Annotated in this window: 17 protein-coding genes; 6 read left to right on the top strand and 11 right to left on the bottom strand. The window is 37.9% G+C overall.

What is annotated here, in order from left to right; all coding sequences use genetic code 11:
* Positions 1 to 458: 458 nt before the first annotated feature.
* A complete protein-coding gene (locus tag GYX25_RS10595; protein ID WP_174787343.1) occupies positions 459 to 2,168 on the bottom strand; it encodes a hypothetical protein in 1,710 nt (569 codons plus the stop codon).
* Positions 2,169 to 3,991: 1,823 nt separating this feature from the next.
* On the opposite strand from GYX25_RS10595, the gene glyQ reads away from it, so the two are divergent.
* The 4 genes from glyQ to ybaK all read left to right on the top strand — a co-directional run bounded on the left by glyQ (position 3,992) and on the right by ybaK (position 8,474).
* Complete coding sequence (gene glyQ, locus GYX25_RS10590; RefSeq protein WP_091350656.1) at positions 3,992 to 4,924, top strand: glycine--tRNA ligase subunit alpha; 933 nt, start codon at positions 3,992 to 3,994, stop codon at positions 4,922 to 4,924.
* Between the two features lie 10 nt (positions 4,925 to 4,934).
* Positions 4,935 to 7,007 carry a glycine--tRNA ligase subunit beta gene (gene glyS / locus GYX25_RS10585; RefSeq protein ID WP_174787366.1) on the top strand — a complete coding sequence of 691 codons (2,073 nt, stop codon included), beginning with the start codon at positions 4,935 to 4,937 and terminating at the stop codon, positions 7,005 to 7,007.
* Positions 7,008 to 7,077: 70 nt separating this feature from the next.
* Positions 7,078 to 7,890 (top strand): hypothetical protein, encoded by an 813-nt coding sequence (locus tag GYX25_RS10580; RefSeq protein WP_091350652.1) that lies wholly within the window; start codon positions 7,078 to 7,080, stop codon positions 7,888 to 7,890.
* 98 nt (positions 7,891 to 7,988) lie between these two features.
* Positions 7,989 to 8,474 carry a Cys-tRNA(Pro) deacylase gene (gene ybaK / locus GYX25_RS10575; protein WP_174787342.1) on the top strand — a complete coding sequence of 162 codons (486 nt, stop codon included), beginning with the start codon at positions 7,989 to 7,991 and terminating at the stop codon, positions 8,472 to 8,474.
* A gap of 191 nt (positions 8,475 to 8,665) precedes the next feature.
* Here ybaK and GYX25_RS10570 read toward each other — a convergent pair whose 3' ends face one another.
* The 4 genes from GYX25_RS10570 to GYX25_RS10555 all read right to left on the bottom strand — a co-directional run bounded on the left by GYX25_RS10570 (position 8,666) and on the right by GYX25_RS10555 (position 11,778).
* Positions 8,666 to 8,938, bottom strand: coding sequence for an HU family DNA-binding protein (locus GYX25_RS10570; protein WP_065558407.1), 273 nt, complete (start codon positions 8,936 to 8,938; stop codon positions 8,666 to 8,668).
* A gap of 182 nt (positions 8,939 to 9,120) precedes the next feature.
* A complete protein-coding gene (locus GYX25_RS10565) occupies positions 9,121 to 9,714 on the bottom strand; it encodes a YjaG family protein (protein WP_174787341.1) in 594 nt (197 codons plus the stop codon).
* A complete protein-coding gene (gene hemE / locus GYX25_RS10560) occupies positions 9,707 to 10,780 on the bottom strand; it encodes a uroporphyrinogen decarboxylase (protein ID WP_174787340.1) in 1,074 nt (357 codons plus the stop codon). Before hemE ends, GYX25_RS10565 begins: the two co-directional genes overlap by 8 nt.
* A 98-nt stretch (positions 10,781 to 10,878) precedes the next feature.
* On the bottom strand, positions 10,879 to 11,778 hold the full coding sequence (locus tag GYX25_RS10555; RefSeq protein WP_091350644.1) for a LysR family transcriptional regulator ArgP: 900 nt from the start codon (positions 11,776 to 11,778) through the stop codon (positions 10,879 to 10,881).
* 208 nt (positions 11,779 to 11,986) lie between these two features.
* Here GYX25_RS10555 and rpiA point away from each other — a divergent pair, with 208 nt between their 5' ends.
* Both rpiA and serA read left to right on the top strand, forming a co-directional pair.
* Entirely contained in the window at positions 11,987 to 12,643 is a 657-nt protein-coding gene (rpiA, locus tag GYX25_RS10550) for a ribose-5-phosphate isomerase RpiA (protein WP_091350642.1), read from the top strand.
* Between the two features lie 35 nt (positions 12,644 to 12,678).
* A complete protein-coding gene (gene serA, locus GYX25_RS10545; RefSeq protein ID WP_091350640.1) occupies positions 12,679 to 13,920 on the top strand; it encodes a phosphoglycerate dehydrogenase in 1,242 nt (413 codons plus the stop codon).
* Between the two features lie 122 nt (positions 13,921 to 14,042).
* Here serA and srlR read toward each other — a convergent pair whose 3' ends face one another.
* The 6 genes from srlR to srlA form a co-directional block, all read right to left on the bottom strand.
* The gene (gene srlR / locus GYX25_RS10540; protein ID WP_091350639.1) at positions 14,043 to 14,822 is read right to left on the bottom strand and encodes a glucitol operon DNA-binding transcriptional repressor SrlR; all 780 of its coding nucleotides are present in this window, start codon (positions 14,820 to 14,822) and stop codon (positions 14,043 to 14,045) included.
* A gap of 99 nt (positions 14,823 to 14,921) precedes the next feature.
* The gene (locus GYX25_RS10535; protein ID WP_091350637.1) at positions 14,922 to 15,281 is read right to left on the bottom strand and encodes a transcriptional regulator GutM; all 360 of its coding nucleotides are present in this window, start codon (positions 15,279 to 15,281) and stop codon (positions 14,922 to 14,924) included.
* A 78-nt stretch (positions 15,282 to 15,359) separates the two neighbouring features.
* Positions 15,360 to 16,139 (bottom strand): sorbitol-6-phosphate dehydrogenase, encoded by a 780-nt coding sequence (srlD, locus tag GYX25_RS10530; RefSeq protein ID WP_174787339.1) that lies wholly within the window; start codon positions 16,137 to 16,139, stop codon positions 15,360 to 15,362.
* Between the two features lie 11 nt (positions 16,140 to 16,150).
* Positions 16,151 to 16,519 (bottom strand): PTS glucitol/sorbitol transporter subunit IIA, encoded by a 369-nt coding sequence (gene srlB, locus GYX25_RS10525; protein WP_174787338.1) that lies wholly within the window; start codon positions 16,517 to 16,519, stop codon positions 16,151 to 16,153.
* Between the two features lie 51 nt (positions 16,520 to 16,570).
* On the bottom strand, positions 16,571 to 17,578 hold the full coding sequence (srlE, locus tag GYX25_RS10520) for a PTS glucitol/sorbitol transporter subunit IIB (protein ID WP_091350630.1): 1,008 nt from the start codon (positions 17,576 to 17,578) through the stop codon (positions 16,571 to 16,573).
* 19 nt (positions 17,579 to 17,597) lie between these two features.
* Positions 17,598 to 18,146, bottom strand: coding sequence for a PTS glucitol/sorbitol transporter subunit IIC (srlA, locus tag GYX25_RS10515; protein WP_091350628.1), 549 nt, complete (start codon positions 18,144 to 18,146; stop codon positions 17,598 to 17,600).
* Between the last annotated feature and the right edge of the window lie 110 nt (positions 18,147 to 18,256).

The following is an 18,256-nucleotide window of genomic DNA, read 5'->3' as shown; positions in this document are numbered from 1 at the left end:
GTTGGGAAGTTGCAACCTAAGATGCGTATATCGCTGATTTAACAATATCCCCTTACTTTCGTCCTTTTTATCAGCAAGCTTGCTGACAATTTTAGGTTGAAAGTCTTGGGTGATGAATAAGTGCTATGTTAGTAGTGCTCATTTTACTGTTAGGCATACTATGCCTAGCATTGAATAGATGCCATCAGTTGCATTAACACCACTATATTAAAGTACACAGCAAACACTTATCATTACCACCAACTGCTTGGTTATTCTTATTTATTTTACCCTTGTGCCACCGCCATCGACACTTTCAGCGTCGTCGGCGGCGGGGCGGCGCGATTGTGGCTTCGCCGCAACAGCGCAACCCTAAGGGAATACCCCAACTTGCGCGGGGGCGTTATTCTTTGTTAGTTGTCCTCTCAGGCACCATAACCGCCCCCGCGGCCCAAGGATTAAGGAATAAACGCTAAAAACTAAGGTGCGGCACAAAGGCCACGGCGGCCGTCGCCGGCACTGCGGCTGCGGACAGTGCCGTAGTACGAGGCGACAGTAAACCCATTGCTACCTGTAGCGTCGCTTGTCCAGTAGCTGCTGTCGGCGAAGCCCACAGCAGCGTAATCGTGCATGCGGCCCCACTCCGTGAAAAATCCAGAACCTATATGACGCATGTAATCATTACGAGATGAATGAGGCAAGGCGCCAGAAATAGGAGGATTATCTGTTTTGACTGCATTGGTTAAATCCTTAACCTGTGGCGCACGATAACCCAAACTTCTACACCAAGTGGATTGGCTAGACAGACTACTCTCGTTATTACCCCGATTGACGAACCACTGTTTTAAGACAAACCCATACCGAACCTCATTACCTCGACTATCCCTACCCAACAACTCAAAGGTCTGTGGCAAAGAGGGGACATCTAGCGGACTAGGATTACTTGAATTTTTCTGAGTATCATCAGCCCCAGGACCACTTAACTTAACTCGTGCGACAACTTTTCCTCTATCAACACTAGGAATCCAACTATCACTAGGTGTAACACTTGTCACCGTAGCCGTTATTCCACCACGAGTAACTGGAGACCATGTCAACTGACTTGCATCAACTCCAGTAGGCATCTCTAAGTCAAAATACAACCCATCAGCACCCGTTGTAGGAAAATTTCGGCCGTAAGATGATGAATCATTTGACTGAGTTAAAAAACCCTTTGTAGAAGACCATATGTTAGATGGGCCTGCGTAACTGCCTGAGCCACCGCGGAGATTCGGCCTTGCGCTACTCGCAAAGTAACAAGCAACAGGACCTGTAACACCATACGGATTGATATAATATGTCACCCTCTGACTGCTAAAATTGGTTCTATTAGGAACACCGTACTGGGTCTGTAAATATCCCCCTGTACTACTTAAAGTTACCCTATAAGGCGCCTTACATCCACTTAATTCTTCATTAAAACTAACATCATTGCCATCCTTATCTGTAAAGGATGCCGATATACTCCCTGATATACCATTTGCTGCCGGCTCATCTCCATCATCATCTCGCCAATAATCATACCTTGTGGCTAAATCACTTAAACTCACTGAACTAGCTGTTGTTCGTGGGAATATCATTCCTATATCTCCCAATCTACTTCCTTCATAAGGTAAGCTTATTGGATTTGATACGCTTGATGTATTACTAGATGGCCTGATTACCTGACCATCCTGCAACCGAATAGACAACAAACTGTCTGTATCTGTTGCCTTTGTTCGACCATGGTTGAACGCTAAATACGGCGCACTACCCTCTATTACCCTTGAAGTACACGCCATGAATGGCTGTGAACAAGGCGTTAATGCCACAGAACTCTGTGAATACGACAACAAGAACAACAACGCGAAGAACAACGCCGATTTAGATAACAATTTAGATAACAATGAAGGTCTAAACCATAATGGCGGTTTGAATACTAATGGCGGCTTTAATAACCACTTGGATATCGACGATAATTTTGCCGAAGAGGTGGCCGAAGGACCCGACGAAAACATCGCCTGAAAATACCTCGATGACGGCGTCCATTTCGCTACGCGAAATGACCTCGCTGATGAAAATAAGAATTGAGTCTGATTTCGACTACGGTGAAAATTAAAAAGTTTTAGGGCGTAGGTTTGGCAGGCCAGATGCCAGATGCCAGATGCCATAAATGGTAACGCATTTCGATCATCCTGTCAAGTAAATTTTTGTTTTATTTCGATTTTTTATAACTGACTGCTCGACTAATGAGCACTCCCTTGCTTTGAAAGCGATTAAATTATAACCGCTTGACCAATAATGCGCTACCTTTTTTGTTAAAAATTTGTAAAGTTTTGTTAAAGACTGAGTCAGCTTATGTTGGCGGGCTTTGGGAAATGGTTTTGGTGATGTTTTTTGAATAAAAAACATCAAATAAAAACTTCAATAAAATCAATACCTTTTCTGACCGATTTTTGGACGGAAAATCAGGCCTTTTTGGGGTTGGTGAATAGGATGGATTGGGTGCGGTGGTTTCGGACGTTTTGACCTATAGTGAACAAAATAGCCACAGTGACCACGTCCGAGCTAAGGGAATTAGAGCGAATTCCCTTAGCAATCCCGCGCTTGGCTGCAGAATGTGGCCTGCGGCACTACTCGTATCATCCTGATACTCGCCTCTACGAGGCCATCTTCGCTATGCTCAGATGTTCAAATTTGTTCCAGACAAATTTGTCCGCCGCCGGCGCTCGGTCTTGACGCACCGTTTGTGGACGCGCTCCCGGCGCACCACAAACTCGCCAAACATCCCTGTTTGGCGTGCTAACCTCACTCTGTTGTCGGCACATTCTGACGCCGGAATAAGACAAATAACATAACCATCGTTTTTGGGATGGGTTATTGTGTTTTTATAAGACAGTTTTTGCTAAAAAACAAAAAATAAAAACTTCAATAAAATCAATACCTTTTCTGACCACTTTTTGGATGTAATTACATTGCTTTTTAACACAAAAGCAACTCACCAAAAAACACCTAAGATTATGTTGTCTGTCTTGTTCCGGCGTCAGAATGTGCCGACAACAGAGCGAGGCTATTCTCCGTCTGGAACGGATAATAGCCGGTGCGTTAAGACCGAGTGGCGGCGGACAAATTTGTCTGGAACAAATTTGAACATCTGAGCATAGCGAAGATGGCCTCGTAGAGGCGAGTATCAGGATGATACGAGTAGTGCCGTAGGCCACATTCTGTAGCCAAAGCGTGGGTTGTCAGGGAATTCGCTTTAATTCCCTTTGCTCGGACGTGGTCACTGTAGCTATTTTATTCACCTAAGGTCAAAACGTCCGAAACCTGCGCACCTAATTTATTCTATTCACCAAAACAAAAAAGGCTTGATTTTCCGCTAAAAATCGGTCAGAAAAGATATTGATTTTATTAAAGTTTTTCCGGCCATTTTTTAACAAAAACTGCCTTATAAAAACACAATAACCCATCCCAAAAACGATGGCTATGTTGTCTGTCTTATTCCGGCGTCGGAATGTGCCGACAACAGAGCGAGGTTAGCACGCCAAACAGGACGTTTGGCGAGTTTGTGGTGCGCTTGGAGCGCGTCCACAAACGGTGCGTTAAGACCGAGCGGCGGCGGAGGGTAGCCGTAGGCCACATTCTGTAGCCAAAGCGCGGGATTGCTAAGGGAATTCGCTTTAATTCCCTTAGCTCGGACGTGGTCACGAGAGCTATTTTATTCACCCAAGGTCAAAACGTCCGAAACCACCACACCCAATTTATTCTATTCAACAAAAAAAAGGCCTAATTTTCCGCCCAAAAATCGGTCAGAAAAGGTATTGATTTTATTAAATTTTTTATTTTATTGTTTTTTTACAAAAAAAACCATCTTTAACTCACCCCGTATATTCAGGCATAAAACAATTAGACATTTCACAACTATTGATAAAAAGTATAATATATAGCACTATTTAAATTATCGAAAAACCAATTCAACCATAAAGATAACATCATGCAAAAGTTTAATGTCAAAACCTTTCAGGGGTTAATTCTTACGTTACAAGATTACTGGGCTAATCAAGGATGCACCGTGATTCAGCCTTTAGATATGGAAGTTGGCGCCGGGACTTCTCATCCTATGACTTGTTTACGAGCCTTGGGGCCTGAGCCGATTAATGCTGCTTATGTTCAACCATCACGCCGCCCAACCGATGGTCGCTATGGCGAAAACCCAAACAGGTTACAACATTATTATCAATTTCAAGTTATCTTAAAACCTTCGCCCGATAATATCCAAGAGCTCTATTTAGGTTCGTTAAAAGAGTTGGGGCTTGATCCTACTGTTAACGATATCCGTTTTGTTGAAGACAATTGGGAAAACCCAACCCTTGGTGCATGGGGGCTTGGTTGGGAGGTTTGGTTAAATGGGATGGAAGTAACCCAGTTTACTTACTTTCAACAAGTTGGCGGGCTTGAATGTAAGCCGGTCACCGGCGAGATCACTTACGGACTTGAGCGTTTAGCAATGTATATTCAAGGCGTCGATAGCGTTTATGATTTAGTTTGGAGTGATGGTGCATTTGGTAAAACCACTTATGGTGATGTGTTCCATCAAAATGAGGTTGAGCAGTCAACGTATAATTTTGAATACGCCAATGTTGAATTTTTATTTTATTGTTTTGAACAACACGAAAAAGAAGCCAAGTTTTTACTTGAGCTAGAAAAACCGCTTCCTTTGCCGGCTTATGAGCGTATTTTAAAAGCCGCCCACTGTTTTAATTTGCTTGATGCACGTAAGGCGATTTCGGTCACAGAGCGTCAACGTTATATTTTGCGTATTAGGACGTTAACAAAAATGGTGGCCGAGGCATATTATGCATCTCGTGAAGCACTTGGGTTCCCTATGTGCCAAAATTCACGCGCTAACGACAGTGCATCAAAGTAGGAATTAGAAGATTATGCAAAAAACATTCTTAGTGGAAATCGGTACCGAAGAGTTACCACCAAAATCACTCCGCACTTTAGCAGAAAGCTTTGCGGCAAATTTTATACAACAGCTTGATAATGCCAATTTAGAACATGGTGAAGTGCTTTGGTATGCTTCGCCACGTCGTTTAGCGTTAAAAGTTTTAAATTTGAGCGATACCCAGCCCGATAGCCAAATAGTTAAACGTGGTCCGGCGGTGAGTGCGGCATTTGATGCCAATGGTCATGCGACTAAAGCTGCCGAAGGTTGGGCGCGAGGTTGTGGCATTACTGTTGAGCAAGCTGAGCGTATACAAACAGATAAAGGCGAGTGGCTTTCTTATACTCAAAATCAAAAAGGTCAGCCTGTTGTTAATCTTTTATGTGATATGGTTAAAACCGCATTAAGTAAATTACCTATCCCTAAACCAATGCGTTGGGCAGCAAGACAGGTCGAATTTATTCGCCCATGTCATACGGTGACTATGTTGTATGGTGATGAGCTTGTGTCTGGTACCATTTTAGATATTGAGTCAAACCGCATTATTCGTGGCCACCGTTTTATGGGTGAACAAGAGTTTACTATCGATAATGCCGATCAGTATCCTGAAATTTTAGAGCAACGCGGTAAGGTGGTGGCTGACTATGATAAGCGTAAAGCGATCATTAAACAACAAGCCGAAGATGCCGCGGCAAAATTAAACGGTAAAGCCGACTTAACCGATAGCCTGCTTGAGGAGGTGTCGTCATTGGTGGAATGGCCTGTTGTGTTAACCGCTAAATTTGAAGAGCGTTTTTTAGCCGTTCCTGCAGAGTCGTTAGTGTATACGATGAAAGGTGATCAGAAGTATTTCCCTGTTTATGATAATCAAGGAAAATTGTTACCTAACTTTATTTTTGTTGCCAATATTGAGTCAAAAGATCCGCAGGTGGTAATTTCGGGTAATGAAAAGGTAGTTCGCCCTCGCCTTGCTGATGCTGAGTTTTTCTATAAGACGGATTTGAAACAACGTTTAGAAGATCGTTTGCCTCGCCTTGATACGGTTTTATTTCAACAACAATTGGGTACGGTTAAAGATAAATCACTTCGTATTGAAGCCTTATCTGGTTTTATTGCTGAACATATAGATACCAATGTTGAGCAAGCGAAACGAGCAGGTAAGTTGACTAAATGTGATTTAGTGACCAATACCGTTTTTGAATTCCCTGAAACGCAAGGCATTATGGGCCGTTATTTGGCACTAAAAGATGGTGAAAGCAGTGAAGTGGCCACCGCAATTGAAGAACAATATAAACCACGTTTTGCTGGCGATGAATTACCAAGTACAGCTGTGTCTTGTGCGGTTTCTATCGCTGAAAAAATGGATACTTTAGCGGGTATTTTTGGTATCGGACAGCACCCTAAAGGCGATAAAGATCCTTTTGCATTACGTCGGGCTGCAATTGGTGTTTTACGAATCATTGTTGAAAAGACACTACCGTTAGATCTTGTTGAATTAACCAGTTATGCCGCATCGTTATATGGTGATAAATTGAGTAATACAAATGTGGTTGAGGATATTGTTACTTTTATGCAAGGTCGTTTCCGCGCTTGGTATCAAGAACAAGGCTTTGCCATTGATACTATTCAAGCGGTTTTAGCGCTTAACCCAACAAAACCGGCTGATTTTGATGCGCGCATTAAAGCAGTTACTCACTTTAGAACCTTGCCAGAAGCATCGTCATTAGCCGAGGCCAATAAACGAGTGTCAAATATCTTATCTAAAGCCGAAATTACTATTCCAGAACAGATCAATGCAGCCTTGCTAGAAGCAGGTGCTGAAGGTGAATTAGCTAAAAAATTGGCAGTTTTAACCGATAAACTTTCACCTTATTTTAGTGAAGGTCGTTATCAAGATGCGTTAGTTGAATTATCATCTCTTAAAGAGACGGTCAATGCCTTTTTTGATTCTGTCATGGTTATGGTTGACAATGAACAGATTAAACTTAATCGATTAGCGCTTTTGAAAAAGTTGCAGAACTTATTCTTAAAAGTAGCGGATATTTCATTACTACAAGCCTAATTGACAAATTAAATTTTTCAACAACATAAATGGTGGTAACAAAACCAGTTACCACAAGAAAGGAACTTTTATGGAAGTGCAAAAAAAACTGACTTTTTCTTTAATTTTTAAACAAACACTGAATTTTACTCGTAACCATGTAATGCCTATTTTGTTTGTAAGCCTAATGGTAGCGTTAGCTAATTCGGTTATTACTAACTATCTTTACTATCTTAATTTGGACCTCCAATTGTATTTAGATCTATCTCCCCATATTCCAATTTTGATTCTAGCTTTGTTAATCCATAGCACTATGAAGTCAATTAGTATTGCAACCGTTAGTAATCTTAATAGCAGCAATAAACTTAAGCCAAAGCTATTCTTGTCTAGTTTTCTATCCAGTATGCTAAAAATTCTTGGTTTTTATATTACTTTTATTTTTTTAGTCTTCTTAATAGCAATCATTTTATCTTTAGTATTTATTTGTTTAAATTTTTTATTACCTAGCATTTTGATTTTGTTATTAATTGCTTTAATACTAATTGTTCCAATTATATTTTTCTCTATTTTTTCTGATCTCTTTTTCGGGTCATTAGCTGATCCTAAACAAAAAAGTTTCGCTGATTTACTTTCGTTAAACTATCAGCTAGTAAAAAAATATTGGGCTCCTGGTCTTTTGATGTTATTAATTAGCGGTGCATTTTCTACCCTTTTGGCCAAATTGGGTATGACCTTAGATAATGAAAATATTATATTGAGTGCTATCATTTCATTCGCCTCTGCCTTTTTTGATATCTTTGTTACTAGCTTTTTCTATCGTCTTTATTCGCTAGCCACTAATACTACTAGCCAAAACTTGCCGGCAAAAGATGATTATGAAACAACCAGTAATTTGATTGTTTAACTATTCTGATCCTCACCAATTTTTGTTGGTGAGGATTAACGTGCTATGTCAATTTGCGTGTATTAATTTGTTATAACAAAACCGGTAGGATAATAACTATGACACCCGCTATTAATTTGCTTAAAAAGTTAAACATCAAATTTAACATTCACCAATATAAGCACGATCCCAACCAAACCCACTACGGACAGGAAGCTGTAGATAAGCTTGATCCAAGTTTAAATGTCACTGCCGCCCAAGTGTTTAAAACGTTGGTTGTGAGCTTAAACGGTAACCCTAAAACCTTAGCTGTTTGTGTGTTACCTGTTGATGGTCATTTAGATCTTAAAAAAGCTGCAAAAGCGTTAAATTGTAAAAAAGTAGATTTGGCAGCTCCTAATTTAGCACAAAAGGTAACGGGCTATTTAGTCGGTGGAATTAGCCCTTTAGGCCAAAAACAACACTTTCCAACATTGATTGATTTAAGTGCAAATCAGCTCACTACAATGTTTATATCGGGCGGTAGAAGAGGATTAGAAATTGAAATTGCCCCTCAAGATTTGGCCGATATATTAAAGGCCACATTAACTGAAATAACCACTTAAAATTATCGGTAAAACAATTTTTAATTTGCTGTTGAGTTTAAATGTTACAAGGTGAGATTAAAAATTTAAAAAAATAGGCTGTTTTCTATTTTTAGCACATATTATTTTAGCTCAATAACAAGGGCATAAAACAATGTTCTATGCCCTTGTTATGTTCCATCAATAAAATCATCGATAGAAAAAGAATCAACTTATTTGATTGCTTCTTTTAAACTTTTACCAGATACAAATGCTGGTACTTTGCTTGCTGCAATTTTAATTTCTTTACCAGTCTTAGGGTTACGGCCTGTACGTGCTTTACGAGCATTAACTTTGAATGTGCCAAAACCAACTAATTGAACTGGTTCACCAGCTTTTAATGATTCAGTAATAGCTGCTAATGTAGCTTCTAATGCTGTTTTAGCTGCAACTTTAGTAATATCTGCTTTGCTAGCAATAGCGTCGACAAGTTCTGTTTTATTCATGGGTATATCCTTACATATTATTTTATTGTTAAAGTTAACATTACATACAAAGCAAGAATCAACAATCCAAGCTTCGTTACTGTAAACAATGTTTAGGTTACATTGCTGTTAAATGTAGTCTATATTTGATTAAGATTAAAGAAAAATTTAATAAAAAATAAAAAAATCACTCTTCAAATAGCTTAATTGCTCAAAAAAACACCAATATTACTTGTTTTAGCCGACCGTATTTCGTCTTTTAAGCCTTTTATTAACTCAATCGTTTCGTTGGTTTCATCGCGTAATAATCGAAAGAGTTCCCACTGCAAATCAAACTCGTCAACAACGCTCTGTAAGTTTTGTTGTTCGTCTTCAGATAGCGCAACATTGGTTTTAGTCATTTCAAATTCGGCAACGGTAGTGGCGGATATACCACTTACCTTGGCACTATGTTCGGCTATTTCACCACTTAAATAAGAGTGTAGAACTTCACTAAGCGCCTGACAAGCATCAATAGCAGGGTAAACCATATAAGGGCTGTCGTCAGTTACCGTAGGAATAATGGCTTCTAATTTTTCAAGTTGTAAGTCGAAATTGATTTTGACATCTTCAACCAGTAATGATTCCCAGACTAAATCTAGTATTTTTTTGTAGCTCTTTGCATCTTCTTCATTTTGTTGTTGCTGGCAATAAAAAACAAAATTGGGATACATTCGTTCACATAGACAAGCCATAAATAAACGTTGTTGCCATTGTGGTAACTTTTCTATTCTTAATTGAATAGGGTTTTTAATCATGATGAAACCTTTTAGACTTTTGATGCACTGCGTCAATTAAATATTGCACATGTTCAACGGGAATATCTTGATGAATACCGTGACCTAAATTAAAAATATGACCAGAATAAGCACCAAATTCGTTAAGAATGGTGCTAACATTAGATTCGATTGTAAGTTTATCCGCATATAAAACGGATGGATCTAAGTTGCCTTGTACGGCAATTTTTCCCTTTGAGGCAATTGAGCTCAAATTTACAGTCCAATCAACACCAATAGCATCACAACCTGTATTGGCAATACTATCGAACCATAATCCTCCACCCTTTGTAAAAAGCGTGACAGGTACATAAGAGGTGATGTCTGACGTTTTATGACCACGTTTTAATTTTGATAAGATTAATTGCATATAATGCAATGAGAATGTTTGATAACTTTGATGGCTCAATACTCCACCCCAAGTATCAAAAATCATAATAGATTGTGCTCCGGCTTCAATTTGGGCATTTAAGTACAAGGCCACGCTATCAGCAAGCTTTTCAAGTAGTCGATGTAGCGCTTTAGGTTCGCTATAAAGCATTTTTTTTATTTTAGTAAACGCTTTACTGCTCCCTCCTTCTATCATGTAGGTGGCTAATGTCCATGGACTGCCTGAAAATCCAATTAACGGTACTTTGCCATTGAGCTCTTTTTGAGTTAAACGAATCGCTTCCATCACATAATTAAGTGATTGATTTGGATCAGGAATCGGTAATTGCTCAATATCAGACATGCAAGTAATCGATTTTGTAAATTTAGGCCCTTCACCTGCCTCAAAATGTAAACCAAGCCCCATAGCATCAGGAATGGTTAAAATATCAGAAAAGATAATAGCAGCATCAAGTTTATATCGTGCTATGGGCTGTAAAGTCGCTTCGCAAGCGAGCTCGGGCGTTTGACATAAAGTCATAAAATCCCCTGCTTTTGCTCTTAACTGGCGATACTCAGGTAAATAGCGACCAGCTTGACGCATCATCCAAATCGGTGTGTAGTCCACTGGTAAACATTGCAAAGCACGTAAATAACGATCATTTTTTAATTGGCTCATATCTTCAGTTCTTTCAATAAAGAGGTTAGTTTGTCAAAAATTTCAGGAAAGTATGCGTTTAAATATCAAAATCACATTTTTTATCTATTATTTGTGCTCTAAACCTGAGGTTGTGATAATGTATTTTGAGCATAACAGATCAAAGCTTCAGAGATATTTTTCATTACACTACTTTCTGGAGCAAAACGATGCCAATATAACATTCGTCTTTGATATAACCCTTCCGTTAAATTGATTAATTCACCACTTTTTAATTCTTGTTCAACCTGTAATTTTGGTAGCATACAACACGCTGAACCTTGTTTAGCTAGTTGTACAAAGGCTTCAGATGAACTGGTAATATGGCAAATTACACTGCCTGGCGTGAGATTGAAGTTTTCTTGCAAAAACGCTTGATGCATGTCATCTAGATGGTCAAATGCAACTGCTGGAGCTTTTAATAATGAGGAGCGAGTTACACCATTTGGAAAGTACTTTTTAGCAAAATCAGGAGAGGCCACAAAAATATAGTCTAGTGCACCTAATAAATCAGATAGGCAACCCGGTAAAGGGTTAGCTTGAATGCTAATTGCAGCAACCACGGTGCCTAAACGCAATAGCTCTAGCGTATGCTCTTCGTCTTTAACTTGTATATCAAACCGTAAGATATTTTTATCTAAAACTGGTTTTAATGCAGGTAATAACCAAGTCGCTAACGAATCGGCATTGATTGCAATAGATAATGATAACGGTGTTGTATTTTGTTCATTATCCCCCAACCATTGTTGTTCTAATAACTCAACTTGGTGCAATAACCCTAAAAGATGTTCACCTTGTTTAGTGGCTTTTGGTGGAATGGTTCTGACCAATAATTGCTGACCAAAAAAGCTTTCTAATTGTTTAATACGTTGCGATACCGCAGGTTGTGTTATACACAACTTATCTGCTGCTCGTTCAAATCCTCGCTCTTTTATCACTGCATCTAATGCTTGTAATGCTCTATAATCTGGACGCTTCATAATCTCTTTAATAATGATTTGCTCATTGCTTGAATATTTAAACTAATTTAATACCGCAATAAATTATAAATATATTAAAAATTAATATATTTTCTTAAAATCCTAATGATTTTTGCTTTCCAATTAGTTACTATGCCATATCTTCAATGATTTTGCTTTCAAAATTTTATTTTTTTAACAAAAATTATCCTCAAATTAGGGTGATATCATGACTCAAGACGAATTAAAAAAAGCTGTAGGTTGGTCTGCATTAAAATTTATCAAACCTGATTCTTATGTCGGTGTGGGAACTGGCTCAACAGCATCCCATTTTATTGATGCATTAGCAACAATTAAAGATCAGATCAAAGGGACTGTTTCAAGTTCAGAAGCATCAACTCAAAAATTAAAAAGCTATGGCATTCCGGTATTAGATTGTAACCAAGTCGATAGCTTAGATGTTTATGTCGATGGTGCCGATGAAATCAATCATCATTTACAAATGATTAAAGGTGGTGGCGCAGCTTTAACCCGCGAAAAAATTGTTTCAGCCATTGCTAAGCAATTTATTTGTATTGTTGATGAGTCAAAAGTGGTTGATGTATTAGGCTCATTTCCATTACCAGTTGAAGTAATTCCTATGGCTCGTTCTTATGTTGCTCGCGAATTATTTAAACTGGGTGGAAAACCAATATATCGTCAAGGTGTAGTCACTGATAATGGTAATGTTATTTTGGATGTTCATGATCTCATCATCGCAAAGCCAATGGAATTAGAAAATAAAATTAATAGTATTGCAGGTGTGGTCACTGTTGGCTTATTTGCGAATAAAGGCGCTGATATTGCACTAGTTGGGTGTAGCACGGGTGTAAAAGAGCTCAGATAAGATCATTTGTTAGAATAAATTTAAGAGAGGAAATAATGGTTATTCAGACTTTAACCAAAGATGAAAACAAATTTTTGTTACTTGAGGGCATCCACCCTAGCGCAATAGATGTATTAAAATCCGCAGGCTTTACCAATATCGAATATCATAAAGGAGCATTATCGCCCGAAGAACTACAACAAGCCTTAAAGGATGTCCGTTTTATTGGGATCCGCTCAAGAACACAGTTAACCAAAGATATCATCGACGCAGCGCCAAAACTCGCTGGCATTGGCTGTTTTTGTATTGGCACCAATCAAGTGGATCTTGATGCGGCAACGGTGAAAGGCATTCCAGTATTTAATGCGCCATTTTCTAATACTCGATCAGTTGCTGAACTTGTTTTAGCTGAAGCAATTTTGTTATTGCGCCGAGTACCTGAAGCAAATGCTAAAGCACACCAAGGCAAATGGAATAAAATTGCCACCGGTTCGCACGAAGCACGTGGTAAAAATTTAGGCATCATTGGCTATGGCCATATTGGTAGCCAATTAAGCATTTTAGCTGAATCACTAGGGATGAATGTCTATTTTTATGATATCGAAACAAAACTGCCTTTAGGTAATGCTAAACAAATTTCAACAATGAAAGAGTTATTGGCTATAAGCGATATAGTCACCATGCATGTGCCGGAAAACGCAACGACCATAAAAATGATCAGTGATAACGAAATCGATGCTATGAAATCAGGTTCAATTTTGATTAATGCTTCACGCGGTAGAGTCATCGATATTGATGCATTAACTAAAGCGCTAAACACTCATAAATTGAGCGGTGCAGCCATTGATGTTTTCCCAACTGAACCGGCTAGTAATAACGATCCGTTTGAATCACCATTGTGCCAATTTGATAACGTGATTATTACACCACACATTGGTGGTTCAACAAGCGAAGCACAAGAAAACATTGGTATTGAAGTTGCTACAAAACTAGCTAAATACTCAGACACTGGCGCAACGCTTTCAGCGGTTAATTTTCCAGAAGCCTCTTTACCAATTCCAGCTAAAGGCGCAAGCCGTTTTATCAATATTCACCATAATCAACCCGGTGTATTAACCGCCATTAATACTTTATTTGCCGAACAAGGTTTGAATATTTCGGCCCAGTACTTACAAACCGATCCTAAAATTGGTTATGTTGTAATTGATATTGATAGAGTTGAACAAAGCAAAGCTGAAGAATTGTTAGTGAAACTGAAAAATGTATCAGGGACAATCCGAGCCAGACTGTTATTTTAAGCGATTCAAACTAGGTAGATGGATTAACATTATTTTTTACAATAGGTTGATCCATCTAAAATAAGCTTTAAATCAATTTTATTTATTTTTTCTAACCGTATTTAGATAATGATATTTTTATATTATTTATCAATCACTTTTACTTTAATCACTTTAATACCTTTTTGCATTAGTGCATCATAATATCTATCATCTAAATTATCATCAGTGATAATTGTATCGACAGCACTTAGCTCACAAACTACATTTGGGCTACGTCGTCCAAATTTAGTTGAGTCAGCTAATAATATTAATTTTGCTGCTGCTTTGCTCATCGCCACACTACCGTGATAACTTTCATTAAAAGTTGTTATGCCACCCACTAAATCTACTCCATCGGCGCCCATAAATAGTTTATCAAATGTATAAAGTTCAAATGCGGCTGCTGTCGATACACTATTACTGTGAAAAGAGGCTGATTTTCGACGAAAGGTCCCCCCAGATAGAATAATGGTATAATTATTATTGTAAGCAACTAGCTCGTTTACTATATGTAGGCTATTAGTCAAAATAGTCAGATTATCGAATTTAGCAAGCATAGGTATCATTTGTGCAACGGTACTACCAGAATCAAAAATAATTGAATCGCCCTCATGAATCAGGTTAGCCGCTTCTTCTGCTATTGCTTTTTTCGATGCTGTATTAATGTAAGTTTTATGATCGATGGCTCTATCACCAACTTCACGATTTAACATAGCACCACCATAAGTACGTAAAACCAAACCACTTTGGTGAAGCTGGGTTAAATCTTTTCGAATAGTTGTTCCTGTTGTTTTAAAATGTTCAACCAATTCATCAACACTAACCTGTCCATGGTTTTGGAGGTATTCTAAAATAGCTGTTTGTCGTAGCCTTACTTTCATACAAAAAATTCCATCATTATTAGTATACAAAAATTTTTATTTTACAAAATATTATACTGTACAATGAAAGAAATTACTTTTTAAAATAAAAGATAATTTTCAATTATTTGCCGTTAAGGCAGTAGTTAATGCACTTTGTGATGCTGCATCATTCGGAAATATCTTTTCTGGAATGATTTTTGATACTGATAATCCGTGTAATTGTAAAATGGGTTTAGGTAAAGCAAATACCGTTATCCCCTTCATTATGACTGAATCGATAACGACTTTATTTTCATCTAATGAAATTGCAATTAATACCCTTGGCATAAACCGTTTACCTTTGCTACGACCAACGCCTAAATAAGTGCCTTTTTTCATAGCTAAGAAAGCTTGATTAAAACGGCGAATTTGAAACCAACTAAAAACGATTTGGATACACCAAGCAATTAAGGCAATAGTAATTAACGTGGTTGTCATATTTGTGGTTTTCCATTTTATTTAAGTTAGAATAAAAAGTGCGATAAGTCGTAAATTAACTTTCGCACTTTATTTTAACTAAAACATTACTTGTCCACCTGTAATGTTGATTGATTGTCCTGTGCAATAAGATGCTTTATCGCTTGCATAAAATAGTAATACGTTAAGGACATCTTGATAATCACAACCACGTTTTAACGGCACTTTATCAATATAAACTTGCTCAACTTGCTCATCTGGAATACCTAATTTTTTAGCATATTGAGGTATTAATGATTGGAACATTGGTGATTTTAATAAATTCCCCAACATTAATGAGTTTACCGTAATACCATAATCAGCGAGATCAAGTGCCAGTGATTGCGTTAATCCAACACCACCAAATTTAGCTGCACTATAACCAGAATTATGCTTACTACCTACTTTGCCTGATTTGGAGTTAATTTGGATAATTCGTCCATGAGTTTTGTGTTTTACCATTAATTTAGCAAACTCACGCGCACATAAAAAATAGCCAGTAAGATTTACATTAACTGATAATTGAAAATCACTTAATGTAAAATTAGTAATAGGTGCAGCTCTTGCAATACCCGCACTGTAGACCATTAGGTCAACACGTTTGAATGTATCATCAGTATCTTGAGCAAGTTTAATTACACTGTCTTCATTTGTTGCATCAACAGCAAAACCTTTTGCTGTACCTGCTCCATGTTTTTTGTTAATTTCTTCTGCCACTTTATTTGCATTAGTAACATTTAAATCAGCAACAACAACTTTGTATCCTGCATCGGCTATGCCTTTACATAAAAATTCGCCTAAAGTTTGGCCACCACCTACAACGACTGCTACTTGTTTCATTTTTAAGTTCCTTAGTCATTTAAAATTATAATTTCATCACCCACAGAAAGTTGATCTGGTACATCACCTTTTACATGTACCGTTCCAGGCAATTCAGCCTGATGATTACCATCAAATCTTAATGTGATATGTCCCAACTCTCGAAAATTGATACTGCCTACATCACCGACTGCAGTAATTTCATAAACATGTTTACCTAATTTAATTTCCTGACCTACTTGCAAGTCTTGCTGCAAATCATCATGACTGTGAACAAAACAGTAATCAGCTAAATCTGCTGGTGCGCCATTCTTAAACAGGATTAGCATTCCATCAGCTAATGCCTCTTGGGCAAATTCACCAATTTGATTAATTTTTGAATGATAGATAACATTTGCCATTATTAACCTTCCGTCCGCTTAAGATGGGATTTATCCATCCCATTTTTTAATTTATTGATATATAAATAATGAAACAGCCCATGCAATTAAGACCGTTGGTGCGCCAGTTAAAAAACGACTAACCAACACAGATGGAACCCCTACTCTCACTGTATCTTGTTTAGCTTCAGCTAGTGATAACCCCACAGGAATAAAGTCACATGCAGCTTGAGCATTAATAGCAAACAATGCTGGTAATGCTAAATGAGGAGGAATATTACCAAGCCCAATTTGTACACCAACTAAAGTACCAATAACTTGAGCAATAACCGCGCCAGGACCTAAGAAAGGAGAAAGTAATGGGAAAGAACAGATCAAGGCTAATATAACAAGTCCAAATGGGTTGTTTGCTAGAGGAACAAGCCCATGGGCAATAAAATTACCTAATCCCGATGCAATGATGATTCCAATTAATGCTGATACAAACGCCATAAAAGGAAGTATTGTTTTAAGTACCGTATCAATAGTATCACGACCAGCTTGGAAGAAAACGGCAACGCCAGATCCCATACCAATACCAATCCTTGCTAGTAATCCGTCGCTTTGTTCAGTAATTTTTTTACTGCTGTCATATTCCTTAAATTCAGCTGATTTATTATTTGTTTGCGGTTCTTTGGCTGCTGATGCCATTTCGCTTACGCTATCACCTTCTTTTTCTATCAATTTGATATTGTTTGTCTTTACTGCTGAAACATAAATATCTTCAACAATATATTGGGCAAGAGGACCTGATTTACCTGTTGCATGAATATTGACAGTTGGTACGCGGTTCTTTGGATAGATACCACAACGTAACGTTCCACCGCAATCAATAACCGCTACACCGATTTCCTCTTTAGGTGGTTCACCTTCTTTGAATCCATCAATAGCTTCCCACCCGGTTAATTCTGCTAATGTATCAACAATCGCTGGACGAGTTCCTGCTGCAATATAGACAATTTTTTTCCCTGCAATGACAGGAAGTTCCAAAGGCCCACCCCAACCAGCTTCGCCTCTTTCAATACGAATAAATTTAGCCATTTTTATATTCCTTATAATTTTACAGATGAACTTTTCTTTCTAATTTAATACCCATTTTTCTTTCAAAAATGGCTGTACAAAAGTCAGTAATCCAACCTCTAAAAAAGTTAGTGCCTAAACCAACAAGGAAATAGCTCACAGCAAGAGGACCTAAAGGTAAATGTAATGTAGTTAAACCTGCCGCTATCCCCAAATAAACAAAGAGCTCACCAGGGTTAACGTGTGGAAATAATCCATTCATTGAATGGCAACTATAAGATGAAGCTGCATAGTAGCTTGGTTTGTAAAACTCTGGCATAAAACGACCTAAACTTAATGTCATCGGATTACAAAAAACAAAAGTACCAATAAGCGGTAACAGTAAATATCTAGAAATGGGATTACCCGCACAAGCTTGCGCTAAACGCTCAATACGTTCTTGCCCAATAAATTTAATCACTGCATTCATTACAACAAGCAATGAAATTAACAATGGTAAAATTCCCGTTACCATCCCAACAAATACTTTTCCGCCTTCTTGGAATAAACCAATAAACCATTCAGCACCAAATGAAATAGCATCAATCATATTGTCTCCTATTGAGTTGAATTCGAGTTGATAATATCAACACCAAACCACAAAAACTTTTAAATGGATCACAATTTGAAAAAATATCTTTCAATTTAAAAGAAAATTAA

This window comes from Gilliamella sp. ESL0254 (genome assembly GCF_013344985.1).
Lineage (GTDB): Bacteria > Pseudomonadota > Gammaproteobacteria > Enterobacterales > Orbaceae > Gilliamella > Gilliamella bombicola.
Note: the sequence above shows the minus strand (reverse complement) of the source record. Positions and strands in the feature narration are given on the sequence as shown.